Origin of the sequence: Blautia sp. MCC270 (genome assembly GCF_018785605.1) — a bacterium.
Classification (GTDB): domain Bacteria; phylum Bacillota; class Clostridia; order Lachnospirales; family Lachnospiraceae; genus Blautia_A; species Blautia_A fusiformis.
In genome coordinates this window covers 21,950-40,471 of record NZ_WQQD01000003.1, presented here as the reverse complement: position 1 = coordinate 40,471, position 18,522 = coordinate 21,950, and the positions used below count along the sequence as shown (strand labels likewise).

Genomic DNA, 18,522 nt, shown 5'->3' with positions numbered 1-18,522 from the left:
CTGCCGCACAGTCCGGTCACACCATAATGTGTCTGGCCATTTCTTTATTGACTGCTACTCTGGAATCCTTGACATTTACGATCAGATTGCCGTCAAACTGGGAAATAACTGTCACTTCCGCATTTTCAACAAAACCAAGGCCTGCAAGAAATCTTCTTGTATCCTCCGCTCCGGAAATACGCTTGATCGTACCAGTATCGCCTGACTGTAAAAATAAAATCGGCTGCATGGAATCCCTCCGTTTCTTTCTATTAATTAACTTGGTCTAATTAGTCAACCCTAACTCATAGGTTAGTTTATACTAAGTTTTTTCGAATGTCAATCCCCTAAATGAAAAAAGTTAATCAAGATTAAGTTTTTATAAACAAAATATAAAAAAAGTTCCTGCATTCTGAGGTATTTCTGTCTGGCAGAAGGTTACCTCAGAATGCAGGAACTCTGTTCTGATTCTTTTTCTGTTTGCAGCCTGTTAAGCTAAAAACCCCTTCCGGAACTTTTTCTTTCTTCCGTGCTGCTCATATTTTTATCTCTTAGTGGATCTGATCATTCAAAAGCTTCAGGATCAGATTCTCCGTTTCATTGATTCCGTAGCTTGCACTGTTGATACAAAGATCGTAGTTATCCGGCTTGCCCCACTGAGCTCCGCCGTAAAAATTGTAATACCGTCTGTGCTGGCTGTCCATCTTCTTCAGGAAACGGACTGCCTGCTTCATATTCATCTTCCGTACATCCATAACATGCTGCACACGGATAGCAAAAGGGGCTGTGATAAACAGACTGATATGCGGAATGTGATTGTTCTTGAGGATCGCATCCGCACACCTTCCCATAATGATGCAGTCCTCTTTTGAGGCCAGATCGCAGATCAGGTCACTCATGTTAAAGAATACCGCATCCTGTTTCGGAAGACCATGGTAACGGTTGAATTCCCGGAACCAGCCCTTGGGATCAAATTTATGCTTCTTCTCATATTTATTGAAATCCGCAAAATATTCCGCATCGTTGACCGCGCCCTTTTCCGCCTCAAGACGCCTTAATACCTGATCAAAGATCTCCACATCATAATAGTTGATCCGAAGCTTGTCTGCCAGTCCGAAACCGATATCATTACCGGCACTTCCCTGTGTACGGCTGATGCAGATGACCAGATGGTCATTCTCAGAGATTTTTTCCCTGTGCTTGATCATATGATTCAGCGCCACACGTTCCTTATCCATGATATCCGTAGCAACAAAAGTCTCCGGCAGCGTCAGGATCTCCTGAAAGATCTCATCATATTTCTTCATGAGACGGCTTTTTTCTTCTTTATCCTTGATGGTCCTGGCCATGTTGCTGATCAGTGCCATCTCGCTTCGAAGAAGATGTCCGTCCGGTTTGGTATACATCAGAGCACTTAAGTTCCGGATAGTGCCTTCTCTGTCACCGGTGAAGGTACGTCCAAGGGAAGATCCTACGCTTTCATAAACCTCGCCATCCAGTTCATAAAGCCTGGTGGCAAGCTCTCTGCATTTCTCTCGAATGTTATTATCCTGCATATTGATCCTCCTCCCTTATAAAAAGAATACCAGCATATCGATGATGAACACCGGTACCAGGAAACAAATGGACCATGCCATATATCCGAAGAAGGACGGCATGTTGATACCATTTTCGTCAGAAAGTGTCTTGACCATAAAGTTCGGAGCATTGCCGATATATGTATTGGCGCCCATAAATACAGCACCGCAGGAAATCGCAGAAAGCAGCTTTACAGGAACCGTTCCCAGCGTTGTTGCGATTCCGTTTGTAAATCCAAGAGTTCCTGCTGTTGTCAGAAATACCAGATAGGTCGGCGTATTATCCAGGAAGCTGGACAAAGCTCCGGTCGCCCAGAACATCTGGTACGGCTCGGTGATACCAAGATTCGGTCCTACTGCTTTCAGAAGCATCAGGGCCGGCTGCATGGTGATAAAAATACCGATGAAAAGTACTGCAACCTCCTTGATCGCACCCCAGGTAAAATGGTTCCGCACACGGATCCTCTTATCCGTTGTCTTAAAGGACAAAAATGCAGCTGCCAGGATCAGGACGATCTCAATGATCGACGGGAAACTTAAAGTAACCTCACCGAAAATATGAATCCCCTTTACATTTCCGGCTGCATCCTGGAATACAGGCATACCTGGAAGCATTCCGCTTAAGATAACACCCACAACGATCATCACAAGGAAGATGATATTATGAAGACCCTCGATCTTAAACTCGGTACCCGGTTTGCTGATATCCGGTTTACGTCCCTCTGCGATATCCTTCTTGTAAGAGCGCATATCCAGATGATAGAACACAAACAGAAGAATCACCATATTAAGGATCAGTACCGGAAAAAGATGAAGACTCCAGAAGAACGGAACTCCTCGCATGAAGCCCATCAGAAGCGGCGGATCACCGATCGGTGTCAGGCAGCCCCCCATGTTGGATACCATAAAGATGAAAAAGATCATAATATGACCTTTTCTTTTTCTCCAGGAATTCATTTTGATCACCGGACGGACCATCAGCATGCTGGCTCCGGTAGTTCCGATGCAGCTGGAAAGCAGGGTTCCCAGTGCAAGAAGTCCTACATTTACTCTTGGTGAGCCCGCAAAATCACCCTCAACTGTAATGTTACCGGATACACAGAACAGTCCGAATAACAGGATGATAAATGTAAGATAGTCATTGATCACGCACTCCAGTACTGTTTCCGCAGTTTTTCCGGCACCGTAAACAACTGCAAACGGAATGATCATAAGAACGATCCAGAATGCAACTACAACGGGCTGATGTGACTCCCACCACTCACCCTTTATCAGCGGCATCACTGCAACACACAGAAGAAGACCCGCAAAAGGGATACAAAGCCACACCGGCACACCAGATCCTGTCCCACCGTTTCCGGCTGCCCATACACCCACAGGACATGCCAGAAATACTGTCAGAAAAGTACACATGACGGTTAATAATTTTTTCAAAATTCTCACCCCTCACATAAATTTTTTTACCAGTGAAATTATAACATATGGCGTTCTAAAATCAACTGTGTAGATGTGCAATTTATACTCGAACCCTCTCTCTTTTTTGTGCATTTTGTCGGTGTATCATAGCAGTTTTTGTTTGTTTTCAAACACACGACCAGATTTTCGAATACTGTTTTCTATATCTGTTATATAATTTATATACATTGTCTCTCTGACAAAAAAGCAGCCGTATTCTCCATCGGCACACTACCCTTTCCGGAAAATACTGCTGCTTTTGTATCTGTTATTTTTTTATTATTCCATACACTCGTCAAGGATCTCTGCCATCTTGTCGATATCCTCTTTTGTGATCACAAGAGGTGGAACAAGGCGGAGAACATCACTTCCTGCTGAGATCACCAGAAGACCCTTTGCAAGAGCTTTTTTCACCACGTCTCCTACCGGACGCCCCTTGATCACGATACCCTGCATGAAGCCTTTGCCTCTTCTTGTTTCTGCACAGTCATGCTTTGCAACCAGTTCGTCCAGCTTCTCCTCAAAATACGGAGTAAGTCCCTGCACATGGGAAAGGATCTGATCTTTTTCAAAAATGTCAAATACCTTGCTGACTGCTGCACATACGAAGGGATTTCCACCGTAAGTGGTTCCGTGGTCGCCTGGCTTCAGGGAAGCTGCAGCTGCTTTTTTATTCAGCACAAAAGCACCTACCGGAACTCCACAGCCAAGTGCTTTGGCACAGGTCATGATATCCGGCTGTACTCCATATGCCTGCCATGCAAAATAATGTCCGGTACGTCCCATACCGCACTGGATCTCGTCCAGGATCAGGATGATATCCTTCTCATCACAAAGCTTACGTAAGCCTTCCAGGAACTCTTTTGTAGCCGGATAAATACCTCCTTCTCCCTGTACGGTCTCGGTGATGATGGCACAGGTCTTATCTGTGATCTGAGCCTTTACACTCTCAAGATCATTGAAATCTGCAAATTTCACCCCACCCATCAGAGGCTCAAAGGGTTCTCTGTAATGTGCATTGCCTGTCACGGAAAGAGCGCCGATGCTGCGGCCGTGGAAGGAATGGTTCATGGCAATGATCTCATGGTCTGCATGGCCATCTCTTTCGTAGGCATATTTCTTGGCAGCCTTCAGAGCACCCTCAATGGCCTCTGTACCACTGTTTGTGAAGAAGGCCTTTTCCATATGGCTTGCCTGTACAAGTTTGGCACCCGCCTCAATGATCGGCTCATTGTAGTACAGGTTGGAAATATGCATCAGCTTGTCGATCTGGGATTTCAGTGCTTCGTCATAGCCCGGATAATGATAGCCCAGGGCATTTACTGCGATACCTGCCGCAAAATCCAGATATTCCTTTCCTTCGGAATCATAGAGGTAACAGCCATCGCCTTTTTCAAAAACTACTGGAAAACGGTTATATGTATGAAGAATACTGGCTTCAGATTCTTCCATCTGTTCATTCATGCTCATTGTAATATTTCTCCCCATCATCTTTTAGAATTGCAGTACCAATACCTTTGTTTGTAAAGATCTCAAGCAGTAAGCTGTGCGGGATCCTTCCATCCAGGATATGGACTCTGTTTACACCATGCTCGATAGCGTCGATACAGTTTTTCAGCTTCGGGATCATACCGCCGCCCACAGTACCATCTGAGATCAGATTCTCAGCCTCATCTACACGAAGCTCGGAGATCAGAGTGGAGGGATCATCTGCATCCCTGTAAACGCCCTCAATATCGGACAGGAAGGCAAGCTTCTCTGCCTCAACTGCCTCTGCAATGGCGCAGGCTGCATCGTCCGCATTGATATTGTAGGAATCAAAATTTTCATCAAAGCCGATCGGGAATACGATCGGAAGGAAATCTCTTTCCAGAAGGTCATGAAGAATCTTCGGATTAACCTTTGTAACCTCACCTACGTAGCCGATGTCTTCGCCTTTGGAAAGCTTCTTTTTGCACTGGAGAAGGCCGCCATCCTTACCGCTGACACCTACAGCCTGTACGCCGAGAGATTCTACCAGAGTAACAAGCTCCTTGTTTACTTTTGCAAGAACCATCTCTGCAATCTCCATGGTATCTTTGTCCGTTACACGGAGACCGTTTACAAAATGCGGCTCCATGCCGACTTTACCGACCCAGCGGCTGATTTCCTTGCCGCCGCCGTGAACAATGATCGGTTTGAAACCGACTAATTTCAGAAGGACTGCGTCCTTGATGACGTTACGCTTTAATTCTTCATCAAGCATGGCGCTTCCGCCGTATTTGATGACTACGATCTTGCGGTTGAACCGCTGGATGTATGGCAGGGCTTCTATGAGAACCTCTGCTTTGTCAAGATATTTCTGATTTACCATGTGGGTGTCTCCTTTTTTTGAAAAATGATATGGATTGAAAAAGGTTTTGTTGTTGTATGTTGGAGGGATTTCTTTTTTATTATAATTTTGTCTCAGCTGACAGCTGTGGATTTGCGAGGAGGGGAGGCACTCGGAGTTCCGAAGGCCGTTTCCCCTCCTCGCGCTCCTCCCCTCCGGCCACGGGAGGACGGGCTGTCGCAGACAGCCGCTTCCGACGCGCTTTCGCCGAAGGCGAACAGCTCGTCAGTCTGCCTTCGGCGACTGACGTTTAACCCGACATAACTTCCGGGCTCCCGCTCTGAGGTTCCTCACGTTCGTCACTCAGTTTTCATCGACTGAAGTTCTACACGCCTCAACTTCCAGGCTCCCGCACTACGGGTTCTCACGTTCGTCACTCAGTTTTCGTCGACTGAAGTTCTACATGCCACAGCCAAGCGTGCCCAACGGAGGGGGTTCTTAGGGGGAGCGTGCGGGCTTCGCAACTTTGAGCTCGCTCCCCCTAAGGGTTTTCTCAGCTTACAAACTGAAACAAAACTACAACTAAAATCCACCATAAAAAACATTCTACAAAGCTCTTACATCAAGAACGATAATCCGCATTGATCTTTATGTAATCATAGGTGAGGTCGCATCCCCACGCAGTTGCGGATGCATCTCCCATCTTCATATCCGCGATGGCTGTCACTGCCTCTTCTGAGAGGATCTTAGTTGCTTCCTCTTCGCTGTAGCCTGTAGAAACTCCATTTTCAATGATCTTGATCTTTCCTGCTTTGCTCTCAAAGTAGAGATCTACCTTTTCCGGATCGAACTGGACGCCGGAGTAGCCGAGGGCGCAGAGGATTCTTCCCCAGTTTGCATCGTGGCCGTAAATGGCTGCCTTTGTTAAGGAAGAGGTTACTACGGATTTACTTAAGGTTACGGCTTCTGCCTTGGTGGCTGCGCCGATGACCTTGACCTCGAAGAGTGCAGTTGCGCCTTCTCCGTCACCTGCGATCTTTTTGGCAAGGGTTGTGTTTACGTAGTTAAGAGCTTTTTTGAACTCTTCATAATCTGCGTTTTTCTCTGTGATCTTCGGATTGCCGGCCTGTCCGTTTGCAAGGAGAAGGACAGTATCGTTTGTGGAGGTATCGCCGTCAACGGATACCATGTTGTAGGTGTCCTTGATATCCTCGCTGAGTGCTTCCTGAAGAAGTTCCTTTGAGATATCCACATCACTGGTGATAAATCCAAGCATCGTGCACATGTTGGGGTGGATCATTCCGGAGCCCTTGCACATACCGCCTACCGTTACGGTTTTTCCACCGATCTCGATCTCTACCGCTGCCTCTTTCTTCTCGGTATCTGTTGTCATGATGGCTTTTGCTGCCTCAAGGCCTGCCTCGCGGCTTCCCGCAAGCTTCGGTGCCATGGCTTTTACTCCGTTTGCGATACGGTCGATGGGAAGCTGCATTCCGATGACACCTGTGGATGCTACCAGTACGCTGTCTTCCGGGATCCCAAGGCTTTCGGATGCTGCCTTGGCGGTTTCCCTGCAATAGCCGAATCCTTCCTCACCGGTACATGCGTTGGCGATTCCGCTGTTGCAGATCACAGCTCTTGCACCCGGGTGGTTGTATACAATGTCCTGATCCCATCTTACAGGAGCTGCTTTTACCACATTGGTCGTGAAGGTTCCTGCAGCCACACAGGGAACCTCACTGAATACCATGGCCATATCGGTACGGCCTTTATATTTGATCTCTGCTGCAGTTGACGCTGCCTTAAAACCTTTTGCGGCTGTAACGCCGCCGTCGATGATCTTCATATTATATATCTCCTCTCAATGGTGATGCCAAATCGAATATCGCAGTTCATTCGTTTAAAGTCCTTCTGCATCCCCCATATTTTATTTGTGATCTGCCTGTTTTACGGGCACATCGGAATCTGTTTCAGTCCTTCGTTCTCGTCAAATCCAAACATCAGGTTCATGTTCTGAACAGCCTGTCCTGCTGCACCCTTTACCAGGTTGTCGATAGCGCCCATCATGATGACTCTCTTTGTTCTCGGATCGATCTTGAAGTTCACGTCCACAAAATTGCTGCCTTCTACATTTCTTGTCTGCGGGCATACATCCTTGTTCAGGACACGTACAAAGAACTCGTCTTTATAATATTTGTCATAGGCTGCTTTTACTTCCTCATAGGTAACATCCTTGGTCAGGGAGGCATATGCTGTTACCAGGATTCCACGGTTCATCGGAACAAGATGCGGGGTAAAATTGATCATCACTTCCTGTCCGCATGCATATCCAAGCTGATCCTCGATCTCCGGTGTATGTCTGTGTGTGGCAACACCGTAAGCTTTGATGCTCTCGTTTACCTCACAGTAGAGATTCGGAACCTTGGCTCCTCTTCCTGCTCCGGAGGTTCCGGACTTGGCATCAATGATAATGGTATTCGGATCAATGAGGCCTTCCTTTAACAGCGGATAAATAGACAGTGTGGAGCATGTCGGATAGCATCCCGGGTTGGCGATCAGCCTTGCATTCTTAATATCCTCACGGTTGATCTCGCAGAGGCCATAAACAGCTTCCTCGATAAACTGCGGAGCCTTATGCTCGATTCCGTACCACTTCTCATATTTTTTCACATCTTTAATACGGAAATCTGCGCTTAAGTCGATCACCTTACATTTGGAAAGGATTTCTTCATTAATAAGGGATGCACAAAGGCCCTGTGGTGTTGCGGTAAAGATTACATCCACCTCATCTGCAAGTGCAGCCATGTTGTCATCCATACATTTGGCATCCACCAGCCTGAAAAAATTCTGATAAATATCTGCATACTGCTGATCTATGTAGCTTCGGGAGCCGAACCATTTGATCTCAACGTCCTTGTGTCCAAGAAGAAGTCTTACGATCTCATTTCCTGCGTATCCTGTCGCACCGATAATTCCTGCTTTAATCATCTTTCACATTCCTCCTCTGCCGTTTTTTCTACGGCTTAATACACCCTGCAGAAGCGCTTGCTATTCTTATTTATGCCTCTTTTTTATGTCTTCTGATATCTGAATCTTCTGCACAGGTCAGACGGACATCTTAAACCTGTCTGTACTGCCAGCTCATATGTCCATCTTATCAATGGATAGATTATACATCTTCCCTGTATATTATGCAATAGTCATTTTCTTTGATTTTTCACGATCTTTTCTGTTTTTCCTGTATTTTCTCATAATACCACCTACTTTTAGATGTATTTTTATGCAAATTTTTTTTCATATTTTTCAAATTATCTCTTGCATATTTATAAAATCTGGTGTATATTAAGCCATGTCGACAGGACAGCCGAAAATTTTGTTTTGTTGTACATGAATATTTATTCACTCTGGTAAAGTTATAAAACAGCATAATTTTTTTCCAGATAACGTAAAAAAATTCACCGTCCCGGAAATGTCCGGAGCGATACAAAATCAAAAAAATCCCAGGAGGACATATATTATGAAAGAAAAAGTTGTTTTAGCGTATTCCGGTGGTCTTGATACCACAGCCCTTATCCCGTGGCTGAAAGAAACCTTTGATTATGATGTTGTCTGCTGCTGTGTAAACTGCGGACAGGGAAACGAGCTGGACGGTCTTGAAGAGAGAGCAAAAATGTCCGGTGCTTCCAAATTATATATCGAGGATATCGTCGATGAGTTCTGCGATGATTTCATCATGCCGTGTGTAGAGGCTGGTGCTGTATACGAGCATTCCTATCTTCTCGGAACTTCCATGGCTCGTCCGGTCATTGCCAAGAAGCTGGTTGAGATTGCACGTAAAGAGGGTGCCGTTGCTATCTGCCATGGTGCTACCGGTAAAGGAAATGACCAGATCCGTTTCGAGCTTGGCATCAAGGCTCTCGCTCCGGACATCAAGATCATTGCTCCATGGCGTATGACAGATCTGTGGACCATGCAGTCCCGTGAAGATGAAATCGAGTTCTGTAAGGCTCATGGCATCACTCTTCCATTTGATGCAAGTCACAGCTACAGCCGTGACAGAAACCTCTGGCACATCAGCCATGAGGGACTTGAGCTTGAGGATCCATCCCAGGCTCCGAACTATGATGACATGCTTGTATTAAGTGTAACACCTGAGAAGGCTCCGGATAAAGAAACTGAGATCACCATGACATTCGAGCAGGGTGTTCCGAAAACACTCAACGGAAAAGCAATGAAGGTTTCCGAGATCATCACAGAGCTGAACAAGCTTGGCGGTGAGAACGGCATCGGTATCGTTGATATTGTTGAGAACCGTGTTGTTGGTATGAAATCCCGTGGCGTTTATGAAACTCCTGGCGGAACGATCCTGATGGCAGCACATGACCAGCTTGAGGAGCTGATCCTTGACCGTGAGACAATGGAAGCCAAGAAAAAGCTTGGCAGCCAGTTTGCACAGGTTGTTTACGAAGGAAAATGGTACACACCTCTCCGTGAGGCTATTCAGGCATTTGTTGAGTCCACTCAGAAATATGTTACCGGTGAGGTTAAATTCAAGCTTTACAAAGGAAACATCATCAAGAATGGTACAACCTCTCCGTACAGCCTTTACAATGAGTCTCTTGCTTCCTTCACAACCGGTGATATGTATGATCATCATGATGCAGACGGATTCATCACTCTGTTCGGTCTGCCGCTGAAGGTTCGTGCCATGAAGCTTGCAGAAGTTAAGAATAACCAGAATCAGAACTAATTTTGTTGGACATTGTTCCGACAGATCATAAGAATGCCCCGGGAAGCTATATAAGTTCCCCGGGGTCTTTTGTTATATACTGCTTTGATCACATAATACCTAATAAACGAAAGGATTTTTTATCATGAACTCACAGAAAATGCCTCTGAAAAATTCTCTCTGCCTGCTTCTGGCCGCAACGATCTGGGGAATCGCCTTTGTTGCCCAGAGTGTGGGCATGGAATATGTCGGCCCCTTCACCTTCAACGGCGTCCGTTCCCTGATCGGCGCCGCTGTCCTGGTTCCGGTGCTCTTTATCCTGAACCGTTCCGGAAATAAATCCTCTGCTGCCACAGACTCCGCAATACCGGAATCCTCATCAACACCTTCAGAAAAAGCTGTATCCCCCACGCCATATAACAGCCGTGACCTGTGGCTGGGCGGCATTGCCTGCGGATTTGCTCTTTTTGCTGCCAGCAACTTCCAGCAGTTTGGCATCCAGTACACAACAGTAGGAAAAGCCGGCTTCATCACCGCCTGTTACATTGTCATCGTCCCGATCATTGGAATTTTCCTGAAAAAGAAATGCAGTCCCTTTATATGGGCAGCCGTTGTCATGGCACTGGTCGGACTTTATCTTCTCTGCATCACAGACGGATTTTCCATTGGCCTCGGAGATATTCTGGTGCTGGTATGTGCTTTTCTCTTTTCCCTGCACATTCTGGTGATTGACTATTTTTCCCCGAAGGCAGACGGTGTAAAGCTTTCCTGTATCCAGTTTCTGGTCTGCGGGATCCTGTCCATGATCCCGGCACTTATTCTGGAACATCCGCAGATTTCTTCCATTCTCACTGCCTGGCTGCCGATTCTGTATGCTGGTGTGATGTCCTGCGGTATTGCCTACACCCTGCAGGTCGTAGGCCAGAAAAATGTGAATCCCACCGTTGCTTCTCTGATCCTTTCTCTTGAATCCTGCATCTCCGTGCTTGCAGGCTGGGTGCTCCTAAATCAGAAGCTTTCCATAAAAGAGCTCCTTGGATGTGTCATCATGTTTGCAGCCATCATCCTGGCACAGCTGCCAGAAAAAGAAAATAAATAAAAAACAGGCAGCCGGTTTGGTATTTTACCTTCCGGCTGCCTGTCTGCATGTTTCTTATTCTGCTGCTTCTTCTTTCTTAATGAAATTATTATAATGTGCCTTGATCTTCTCAAAGCTCTCCTGACTGATGTCGTGCTCCATCTTGCAGGCATCCTCCATTGCGATCTCTGCCGGAACCCCAAGTCCCTCCAGCATCCTGGCAAGAACAATGTGACGCTCATAAATCTGATTGGCGATCTCCGCCCCCTTCTCCAGAAGTGTCACGGTACCGTAACGGTCCATGGCAATATAACCATCCTCACGAAGAAGCTTCATTGCGTGACTGACGCTTGGCTTGGAAACACCAAGTCTGGTCGCAATATCAATAGAACGAACTCCTCCGCCTTTTTTGGATAAAACCAGAATTGACTCAAGATAATCCTCCGCTGACTGTCTGATCTCCATATAAAATCCTCCCTGCAAAAATTTAACTCTATATAGACCCTCTAAAGGGATCTGAATCCCATTCCTTCCCTGTTCTACAGGCGAATATTAACTTTTAATATACCGCTTAAAGGATGTTGTGTCAAGCATTTCGCACATGTTTATCTTGACATTAAAAATAATTTCCCCGATAATAGTAGCTGAACAATATATCTGTTCTATAGCAGCCCGGAATCCTTTCCAGTAGTGCTGTCTTTTGAACAGTAAAGAAAGGAGATTTTTTATGCTCAAAACCCTTCTGGCCCAGGTCAGGGAGTTTAAAAAGGCATCGTTTCTCACGCCTTTTTTCATGATCCTGGAAGTTCTCTTTGAGACTCTGATCCCCCTGGCCATGGCTTCCATCATTGATAAGGGTGTGGAAGCCGGAAATATCGGCCATATCTATCGGATGGGTGCAGTTATGGTAGCTCTTGCCCTGTGCGGACTCTGGTCCGGCGTCATGGGAGGAAAATACGGAGCACTGGCCTCCACAGGCTTTGCCAGAAACCTCCGAAAAGCCATGTACACCAACATCCAGACCTTTTCTTTTTCCAACATCGACAAATACAGCACTGCCGGCCTGATCACCCGTCTTACCACCGATGTGACCAACCTGCAGAACGCCTATCAGATGATCCTTCGTATGTGTACCCGTGCACCGGCCAGTCTGATCTGTGCCATGGTCATGGCATTTCTTATCAACGCAAAGCTTGCAAGCATCTACCTTGTCGCTGTTATCTTCCTGGGAGGCTGTCTGATCTTTATCATGCAGAAGGCCACTGTATACTTCCAGGCCGTATTCCGTAAATACGACGACCTGAACGCAAGTGTCCAGGAAAACATCGGCGCTGTACGCGTTGTCAAGGCCTATGTCCGCGAAGACTACGAGATCAGCAAATTCCAGAAAGCCTGCAACAAAGTATACGAAATGTTCTTAAGTGCTGAGAAGATCGTTGTCATGAACATGCCCCTGATGCAGTTTACCGTTTATGCCTGTATCCTGGGGATCAGCTGGCTCGGCGCCAAAATGATCGTAGGCAGCTCCCTTACTACCGGTGAGCTTATGAGCCTTCTCACCTACTGCATGAACATTCTCATGAGCCTTATGATGCTTTCCATGGTTTTTGTTATGGTGACAATGAGTATTGCCAGCGCAGAGCGTGTTACGGAAGTCATCAATGATACTGCTGACATCACAGATCCGGAGGATCCGGTAACAGATGTCCCGGACGGAAGTATCGTCTTCGATCATGTGAATTTCAGCTATAAGAAAGACAGTCAGGAACCCGTTCTGAAGGATATCAATCTCTCGATCCGTTCCGGCGAGACCATAGGGATCATCGGCGGTACCGGAAGTGCAAAATCCAGCCTTGTCAACCTGATCAGCCGTCTTTATGACGTAACGGATGGTTCTGTTTCCGTAGGAGGCATTGATGTCCGTAAATACCATCTGGAATCTCTAAGAAATCAGGTTTCCGTTGTTCTTCAGAAGAATGTACTCTTCTCAGGAACCATTCTGGAAAATCTCCGCTGGGGTGACAAAAATGCCACAGAGGAGGAATGCCGCCGCGCATGCCAGCTTGCCTGTGCCGATGATTTCATCGAAAAAATGCCGGACAAATACAATACCTTCATTGAACAGGGCGGCTCCAATGTTTCCGGAGGCCAGAAGCAGCGTCTCTGTATTGCCCGTGCTCTTCTGAAGAAGCCGAAGATACTGATCCTGGATGACTCCACCAGTGCGGTAGATACTGCCACAGATGCAAGGATCCGCCGTGCCTTTGCCGAGGAGATCCCGGATACCACCAAGCTGATCATCGCACAGCGTGTTTCCAGCATCCAGAACGCGGACCGGATCATCGTTATGGACAACGGTGAGATCAACGGTTTTGGTACCCACGAGGAGCTTCTTAAGACCAACGCCATTTATCAGGAAGTATTTCATTCACAGACCGGCGGCGCCGGTGATTTTGACGAGGGAGGTGAACCGGCTTGAAAAAACAGAACATGAAAGGCCCGGGCGGTCCTGGCCCAAGGGGTATGGGAACACCGGAGCAGCCGGGAAAGCTTCTGGGACGCCTTGCCCGTTATATCTTTAAAAACTACAGTATCCATATCGTGATCGTGGTGATCTGCATTTTTGTCAGTGTTCTTGCCAATGTACAGGGAACCATGTTCATGAAAACCCTGATCGACCAGTATATCACACCGCTTCTCTCAGCAGATACACCGGATTTCGGGCCTCTGGCTGTAGCCATCGCACGTGTGGCATGCTTTTACGCCATTGGTGTTATTGCCACCTATACTTATAACCGTATCATGATCAATGTTTCCCAGGGAACCTTACGTAACCTCCGAAACGATATGTTTGCAACGATGGAAACGCTTCCCATCAAATATTTTGATACTCACGCACACGGCGATATCATGTCCATCTACACCAACGACATTGATACCCTGCGCCAGATGATCAGCCAGAGCTTTCCGCAGCTGCTTTCCAGTGTGATCACCATCGTCAGTGTTCTTGTAAGTATGCTGATCCTGAATGTTCCGCTTACTGTAGTTACCCTGCTTATGGTTGCCATTATGATGACTGCCAGCCGGAAGCTTGCAGGCTTAAGCGGAAAATATTTCCTGGAGCAGCAGACCAACCTTGGTATTGTCAATGGTTATATCGAAGAGATGATGGAGGGTCAGAAGGTTGTCAAGGTCTTCTGCCATGAGGACGAAAGCATCCGGAAATTCGATGAACTGAACGATCAGCTTTTCACCAGCGCAGACAATGCAAACCGTTTTGCCAACATCCTGATGCCTGTGGTCGCACAGCTTGGAAATGTCAGCTATGTGATCTGCGCCATGGTGGGCGGTATCCTTGCTATCAACGGCATCGGCAGCTTCACACTTGGCGAGCTTGCCAGCTTCCTGACCTTCAATAAGAGCTTCAACATGCCTATCAACCAGGTCAGCCAGCAGTTCAACAGTATTGTTATGGCTCTTGCAGGTGCAAAACGTATCTTTGATCTTCTGGATGAAAAACCGGAAGTGGATGAAGGCTACGTTACTCTCGTCAATGCAAAAGAGGAAAACGGTGTTCTTACCGAATCCGACAAACGTACCGGCCGCTGGGCATGGAAGCATTTCCACAAAGCTGAGGGTACCACTGATTATATCGAGCTGAAGGGTGATATGGTCCTGGAGGATGTAGACTTTGGTTATAATTCCAACAAGATCGTTCTCCATGACATCAACATGTATGCACAGCCAGGCCAGAAGATCGCTTTTGTAGGCTCTACCGGCGCCGGAAAAACCACCATCACCAATCTTCTGAACCGTTTTTACGACATTCAGAAGGGTAAGATCCGTTATGACGGCATCAACATCACCAAGATCAAAAAAGACGATCTCAGACGCTCCATGGGCATCGTTCTTCAGGATACCAACCTGTTCACAGCAACCGTTATGGAAAATATCCGCTACGGAAAGCTGGATGCCACAGATGAGGAGGTTATCGCAGCAGCAAAGCTTGCCAACGCCGACGGTTTCATCCGCAGGCTTCCGCAGGGTTATAATACCCTTCTCCGCGGAAACGGTGCAAACTTAAGTCAGGGCCAGCGACAGCTTCTCTCCATTGCCCGTGCAGCCGTTGCAGACCCGCCCGTCCTGATCCTGGACGAGGCCACCAGCTCCATTGATACCCGTACCGAAAAGCTTGTACAGGATGGTATGGATAAGCTGATGGAAGGCAGGACGACCTTTGTGATCGCCCACAGACTTTCCACAGTACGCAACAGTGACTGCATCATGGTCCTGGAGCAGGGACACATCATCGAGCGTGGTTCCCACGAGGAGCTGCTTGCACAGAAGGGCCGGTATTATCAGCTGTATAACGGCTGATCCAGGCTCACAGTTATTTTCGATCTAAAATATTCAATACCAAAAACATGCAGGGTGTATCTTTTCTGATAGTCCTGCATGTTTTTTTATGCTATAATCTTTGATTGAAATCTATTTTTCCGGAAAGGAGTCTCCGTATTTTTATATATGAAACAAACTGAAGAATATTACTACGGCAAAATGTCGAAAGATAAACAAAACGTGTACCGTGCAATGCTTCACGGGCTTATGGAGCTTTCCGACGAGTTCCTGATCCCGCAGGTACCAACCACCGATGGAAACTGGCTCTATGATGTATTTTTCCAGCTTCGTCTGGATCACCCGGAGATTTTCTGGGCTGTGGGGTTTAAATACCGTTATTACAAGGACTCGCCAAATCTGATACTGATTCCTGAATATATCTTCGACAAAAATAAAATCCGGGAGCATCAGAAAGCCCTGGGAGCCCGCGTAGACAAGCTTGTGCGCACCGCCATGAAGTTTTCCGAGTGGGATAAGGAAAAATATGTCCATGACTTCATCTGCGAAAATATCCGCTACGACAAACTGAAAAAGCCATATTCCCACGAGATCATCGGGCCTCTGGGCCATGGTGTCGGTGTCTGCGAGGGAATCGCCAAATCCGTAAAGGTCCTCTGTGATGCCCTTGGTGTATGGTGTATTATCGCCATCTGCGGGAACAATCCGGAAAAAGGGATCAAATACCGTCATACCTGGAACATCGTCCGGATCAACGGACAGTACTATCATCTGGATGCCACCTTCGATAATACTCTGGGCAAAAACGAAGACGGCTTAACCAGTATCCGTTACGATTATTTTAATCTGGATGACAAAAACATCTTCCGTGACCATGAACCACTGATCGCTCCGGCACCTCCCTGCCCGGATGGAAACCACTTTTATTACCGTGAGAAAAAGCTATCCTTCACCAAATTGGAAGACGTATACAAACGTGCCCTCCAGGCCGCAAAAAAAGGCCGCGAATTCACCTTCCACTGGCGAGGCGGATATCTCACCCGTGAAGTCCTCGCATACCTTGTAGATCAGATCCAGGCCGCAGGAAAGACACGGGACAAAAAAGCCATCATCACACTCAACTGGCCTCAGGCTGTACTTCGATTTCATTTTGTGGAACAGCAGGCGGAAGGGAAGGTGTTTATTGAGGAAGTGAATGAAGGGGAGAAACTGTAACGTCATTTAAGAAATTCGATAGAGTCAAAATGCCACATATCATTATGCATATGTGGCATTTTTCTGTGAATATAATTCTAAAAATTAAAAGACTTTCCATAAATCAGATTTATAGAAAGCCTCTTAAGCACTGCGGATAACAGGACTTGAACCTGCACGGTTGCCCACTGGTACCTAAAACCAGCGCGTCTGCCAATTCCGCCATATCCGCATATTCAATTATATTTTCATCCTGTCTGATGATAAAAAAATAACGGAAAGCAAATGCTTTCCGCTAATGAGGCATCGGGGATTCGAACCCCGGACAACTTGATTAAAAGTCAAGTGCTCTACCGACTGAGCTAATACCCCATAAAAAAGGACTGGGCTAGCTGGATTCGAACCAGCGAATGCAGCAGTCAAAGTGCTGTGCCTTACCGCTTGGCGATAGCCCAATGGGCGAAGGGTGGATACAGGGATTCGAACCCTGGGCCTCCAGAGCCACAATCTGGCGCGCTAACCAACTGCGCTATACCCACCACAACGTGCCTGAAGGGATTCGAACCCCCGACCCACGGCTTAGAAGGCCGTTGCTCTATCCAGCTGAGCTACAGACACATGCTCTCTTCTCAGAGAAGCGGGTGATGGGAATCGAACCCACGTATCCAGCTTGGAAGGCTGGTGTTCTACCATTGAACTACACCCGCATGCTTGCGGTAATAAGTTTACAGCAGTCGGGGTGACAGGATTCGAACCTGCGGCCTCCTGGTCCCAAACCAGGCGCTCTAGCCAAGCTGAGCCACACCCCGATGTACCATTTACTTATGGTTTTTATTAAGTTGTTGTCGTCTTCGTTTGTGTTTCGTTTCCTGCCTGACGACAAGTGATATTATATTATAGCAATCTACAAATGTCAACACCTTTTTTGAATTTTTTTAAAAAAACTTTTTTTCACGTTTTTTCCGCCTATTTAAAGGTTTTCTTGTCATTTGCGACTGGCTTATGGTATCATGAAACCATAATTAAAGTCAAGAAAAAAAGCAAATAATAAGGAGATGTTTTTACATGGATATAAAATTATTTCAGCAGAAGCTTAATGACATCTGTGCCATCGCTGAGGAAAACAATAAGCAGCTCTCCCAGCAGCAGATCCGTGATCATTTCGATGAATCGGATCTGAGCACTTCACAGCTTGTAAAGATCCTGCAGTATCTCAAATTAAAGGGGATCACCATCGAAGGCGCCGATGAAGCTGCCGGCGCTGCCAGAGCAGATGCTGTTTCATCCGAATCCAGCGACAAGGACGAGCTTCCGGGTACCCGTGCTGCTCTTACTGCCGAAGAACAGGCTTATCTCAGTGACTATATGGAAAGCTTTTCCCCGGAAGGACTTGATCCGGATGATCTTGCGTCCCTCTTTCATGCCTTTGCAAAGGGTGACACTGCTGCCGAAGGTGCACTGACACAGTTCTACATGGCTCAGGCAGCCCAGATGGCCGCTGAACTGAACTGTGAGGAAATCCACCTGGCCGATCTCATTCAGGAGGCAAATCTGGCCCTTCTGGCGTCTCTCAAAGAAACTGCCCCACAGGAGAAAAACGACACCTGGATGCGTGGTCGTATCCGCAGTGGGATCCTTCATGCCATTGAGGAACAGACACAACAGAAATTCCGTGACGACTATCTGGTATCCAAGGTAGAAAACCTGGAGGCTGCGGTTAAAGAACTCACAGACGATGATGACGCCACCAAATTCACCATTGATGAGCTTGCCGTGATCCTGGATATGAATGTGGATGAGATCCGGGATGTACTTCGCCTTACTGGAGATGATAAATAAAGCT

General features: G+C 46.8%; 14 protein-coding genes and 7 tRNA genes. 6 read left to right on the top strand and 15 right to left on the bottom strand.

The genetic code is table 11. The features are described 5' to 3' along the window. Window positions 1-16: 16 nt before the first annotated feature. The 7 genes from GPK58_RS00885 to argC all read right to left on the bottom strand — a co-directional run bounded on the left by GPK58_RS00885 (window position 17) and on the right by argC (window position 8,310). Window positions 17-229 carry a FeoA family protein gene (locus GPK58_RS00885; RefSeq protein ID WP_015525999.1) on the bottom strand — a complete coding sequence of 71 codons (213 nt, stop codon included), beginning with the start codon at window positions 227-229 and terminating at the stop codon, window positions 17-19. 301 nt (window positions 230-530) lie between these two features. Beyond that, the gene (locus GPK58_RS00880) at window positions 531-1,535 is read right to left on the bottom strand and encodes a cytidylate kinase-like family protein (RefSeq protein ID WP_021651586.1); all 1,005 of its coding nucleotides are present in this window, start codon (window positions 1,533-1,535) and stop codon (window positions 531-533) included. Between the two features lie 15 nt (window positions 1,536-1,550). Then, on the bottom strand, window positions 1,551-2,990 hold the full coding sequence (locus GPK58_RS00875) for a sodium:proton antiporter (protein ID WP_161209767.1): 1,440 nt from the start codon (window positions 2,988-2,990) through the stop codon (window positions 1,551-1,553). A gap of 300 nt (window positions 2,991-3,290) precedes the next feature. After that, complete coding sequence (locus GPK58_RS00870; RefSeq protein ID WP_114002194.1) at window positions 3,291-4,481, bottom strand: aspartate aminotransferase family protein; 1,191 nt, start codon at window positions 4,479-4,481, stop codon at window positions 3,291-3,293. After that, window positions 4,468-5,364 (bottom strand): acetylglutamate kinase, encoded by an 897-nt coding sequence (gene argB / locus GPK58_RS00865; protein WP_022426393.1) that lies wholly within the window; start codon window positions 5,362-5,364, stop codon window positions 4,468-4,470. Before argB ends, GPK58_RS00870 begins: the two co-directional genes overlap by 14 nt. Window positions 5,365-5,944: 580 nt before the next feature. Continuing rightward, window positions 5,945-7,168, bottom strand: a complete 1,224-nt coding sequence (gene argJ / locus GPK58_RS00860; protein ID WP_022426392.1) for a bifunctional glutamate N-acetyltransferase/amino-acid acetyltransferase ArgJ — start codon at window positions 7,166-7,168, stop codon at window positions 5,945-5,947. A 101-nt stretch (window positions 7,169-7,269) separates the two neighbouring features. Next, window positions 7,270-8,310, bottom strand: a complete 1,041-nt coding sequence (gene argC, locus GPK58_RS00855; RefSeq protein WP_015526006.1) for an N-acetyl-gamma-glutamyl-phosphate reductase — start codon at window positions 8,308-8,310, stop codon at window positions 7,270-7,272. Between the two features lie 529 nt (window positions 8,311-8,839). Between argC and GPK58_RS00850 the strand changes: the two genes are divergently transcribed. Both GPK58_RS00850 and GPK58_RS00845 read left to right on the top strand, forming a co-directional pair. Next, window positions 8,840-10,072, top strand: a complete 1,233-nt coding sequence (locus tag GPK58_RS00850; RefSeq protein ID WP_015526007.1) for an argininosuccinate synthase — start codon at window positions 8,840-8,842, stop codon at window positions 10,070-10,072. A 124-nt stretch (window positions 10,073-10,196) separates the two neighbouring features. After that, window positions 10,197-11,150 carry a DMT family transporter gene (locus tag GPK58_RS00845; RefSeq protein WP_215638057.1) on the top strand — a complete coding sequence of 318 codons (954 nt, stop codon included), beginning with the start codon at window positions 10,197-10,199 and terminating at the stop codon, window positions 11,148-11,150. 54 nt (window positions 11,151-11,204) lie between these two features. Here the strand turns inward: GPK58_RS00845 and GPK58_RS00840 are convergent, their stop codons facing one another. Beyond that, window positions 11,205-11,594 (bottom strand): metal-dependent transcriptional regulator, encoded by a 390-nt coding sequence (locus GPK58_RS00840; protein ID WP_015526009.1) that lies wholly within the window; start codon window positions 11,592-11,594, stop codon window positions 11,205-11,207. A 262-nt stretch (window positions 11,595-11,856) separates the two neighbouring features. On the opposite strand from GPK58_RS00840, the gene GPK58_RS00835 reads away from it, so the two are divergent. From GPK58_RS00835 to GPK58_RS00825, 3 genes are all read left to right on the top strand, one after another. After that, window positions 11,857-13,608, top strand: coding sequence for an ABC transporter ATP-binding protein (locus GPK58_RS00835; protein WP_059086791.1), 1,752 nt, complete (start codon window positions 11,857-11,859; stop codon window positions 13,606-13,608). 11 nt (window positions 13,609-13,619) lie between these two features. Continuing rightward, entirely contained in the window at window positions 13,620-15,506 is a 1,887-nt protein-coding gene (locus tag GPK58_RS00830) for an ABC transporter ATP-binding protein (RefSeq protein WP_215638079.1), read from the top strand. 147 nt (window positions 15,507-15,653) lie between these two features. Then, a complete protein-coding gene (locus GPK58_RS00825) occupies window positions 15,654-16,700 on the top strand; it encodes a transglutaminase domain-containing protein (protein ID WP_215638056.1) in 1,047 nt (348 codons plus the stop codon). A 131-nt stretch (window positions 16,701-16,831) separates the two neighbouring features. On the opposite strand, the gene GPK58_RS00820 is transcribed toward GPK58_RS00825, so the two are convergent. From GPK58_RS00820 to GPK58_RS00790, 7 genes are all read right to left on the bottom strand, one after another. Further along, window positions 16,832-16,911 (bottom strand) — tRNA-Leu (locus GPK58_RS00820). A 67-nt stretch (window positions 16,912-16,978) separates the two neighbouring features. Beyond that, window positions 16,979-17,051: transfer RNA gene (locus GPK58_RS00815), tRNA-Lys, on the bottom strand. A gap of 11 nt (window positions 17,052-17,062) precedes the next feature. Continuing rightward, a tRNA-Gln gene (locus GPK58_RS00810) sits at window positions 17,063-17,134 on the bottom strand. Window positions 17,135-17,144: 10 nt separating this feature from the next. Continuing rightward, a tRNA-His gene (locus tag GPK58_RS00805) sits at window positions 17,145-17,218 on the bottom strand. A gap of 5 nt (window positions 17,219-17,223) precedes the next feature. After that, window positions 17,224-17,297: transfer RNA gene (locus GPK58_RS00800), tRNA-Arg, on the bottom strand. 18 nt (window positions 17,298-17,315) lie between these two features. Next, window positions 17,316-17,386: transfer RNA gene (locus GPK58_RS00795), tRNA-Gly, on the bottom strand. A 27-nt stretch (window positions 17,387-17,413) separates the two neighbouring features. Next, window positions 17,414-17,488: transfer RNA gene (locus GPK58_RS00790), tRNA-Pro, on the bottom strand. A gap of 256 nt (window positions 17,489-17,744) precedes the next feature. Here GPK58_RS00790 and GPK58_RS00785 point away from each other — a divergent pair. After that, the gene (locus GPK58_RS00785; protein ID WP_015526012.1) at window positions 17,745-18,518 is read left to right on the top strand and encodes a hypothetical protein; all 774 of its coding nucleotides are present in this window, start codon (window positions 17,745-17,747) and stop codon (window positions 18,516-18,518) included. The last annotated feature ends 4 nt before the right edge of the window (window positions 18,519-18,522 follow it).

Excerpts from the sequence above, each read along its gene's own strand:
- argJ (WP_022426392.1), bottom strand. The coding sequence starts at position 7,168 with ATGAAGATCATCGACGGCGGCGTTACAGCCGCAAAAGGTTTTAAGGCA.
- GPK58_RS00880 (WP_021651586.1), bottom strand. The coding sequence starts at position 1,535 with ATGCAGGATAATAACATTCGAGAGAAATGCAGAGAGCTTGCCACCAGG.
- argC (WP_015526006.1), bottom strand. The coding sequence starts at position 8,310 with ATGATTAAAGCAGGAATTATCGGTGCGACAGGATACGCAGGAAATGAG.
- argB (WP_022426393.1), bottom strand. The coding sequence starts at position 5,364 with ATGGTAAATCAGAAATATCTTGACAAAGCAGAGGTTCTCATAGAAGCC.
- GPK58_RS00835 (WP_059086791.1), top strand. The coding sequence starts at position 11,857 with ATGCTCAAAACCCTTCTGGCCCAGGTCAGGGAGTTTAAAAAGGCATCG.
- GPK58_RS00840 (WP_015526009.1), bottom strand. The coding sequence starts at position 11,594 with ATGGAGATCAGACAGTCAGCGGAGGATTATCTTGAGTCAATTCTGGTT.
- GPK58_RS00850 (WP_015526007.1), top strand. The coding sequence starts at position 8,840 with ATGAAAGAAAAAGTTGTTTTAGCGTATTCCGGTGGTCTTGATACCACA.
- GPK58_RS00785 (WP_015526012.1), top strand. The coding sequence starts at position 17,745 with ATGGATATAAAATTATTTCAGCAGAAGCTTAATGACATCTGTGCCATC.
- GPK58_RS00830 (WP_215638079.1), top strand. The coding sequence starts at position 13,620 with ATGAAAGGCCCGGGCGGTCCTGGCCCAAGGGGTATGGGAACACCGGAG.
- GPK58_RS00845 (WP_215638057.1), top strand. The coding sequence starts at position 10,197 with ATGAACTCACAGAAAATGCCTCTGAAAAATTCTCTCTGCCTGCTTCTG.
- GPK58_RS00885 (WP_015525999.1), bottom strand. The coding sequence starts at position 229 with ATGCAGCCGATTTTATTTTTACAGTCAGGCGATACTGGTACGATCAAG.
- GPK58_RS00870 (WP_114002194.1), bottom strand. The coding sequence starts at position 4,481 with ATGAGCATGAATGAACAGATGGAAGAATCTGAAGCCAGTATTCTTCAT.
- GPK58_RS00825 (WP_215638056.1), top strand. The coding sequence starts at position 15,654 with ATGAAACAAACTGAAGAATATTACTACGGCAAAATGTCGAAAGATAAA.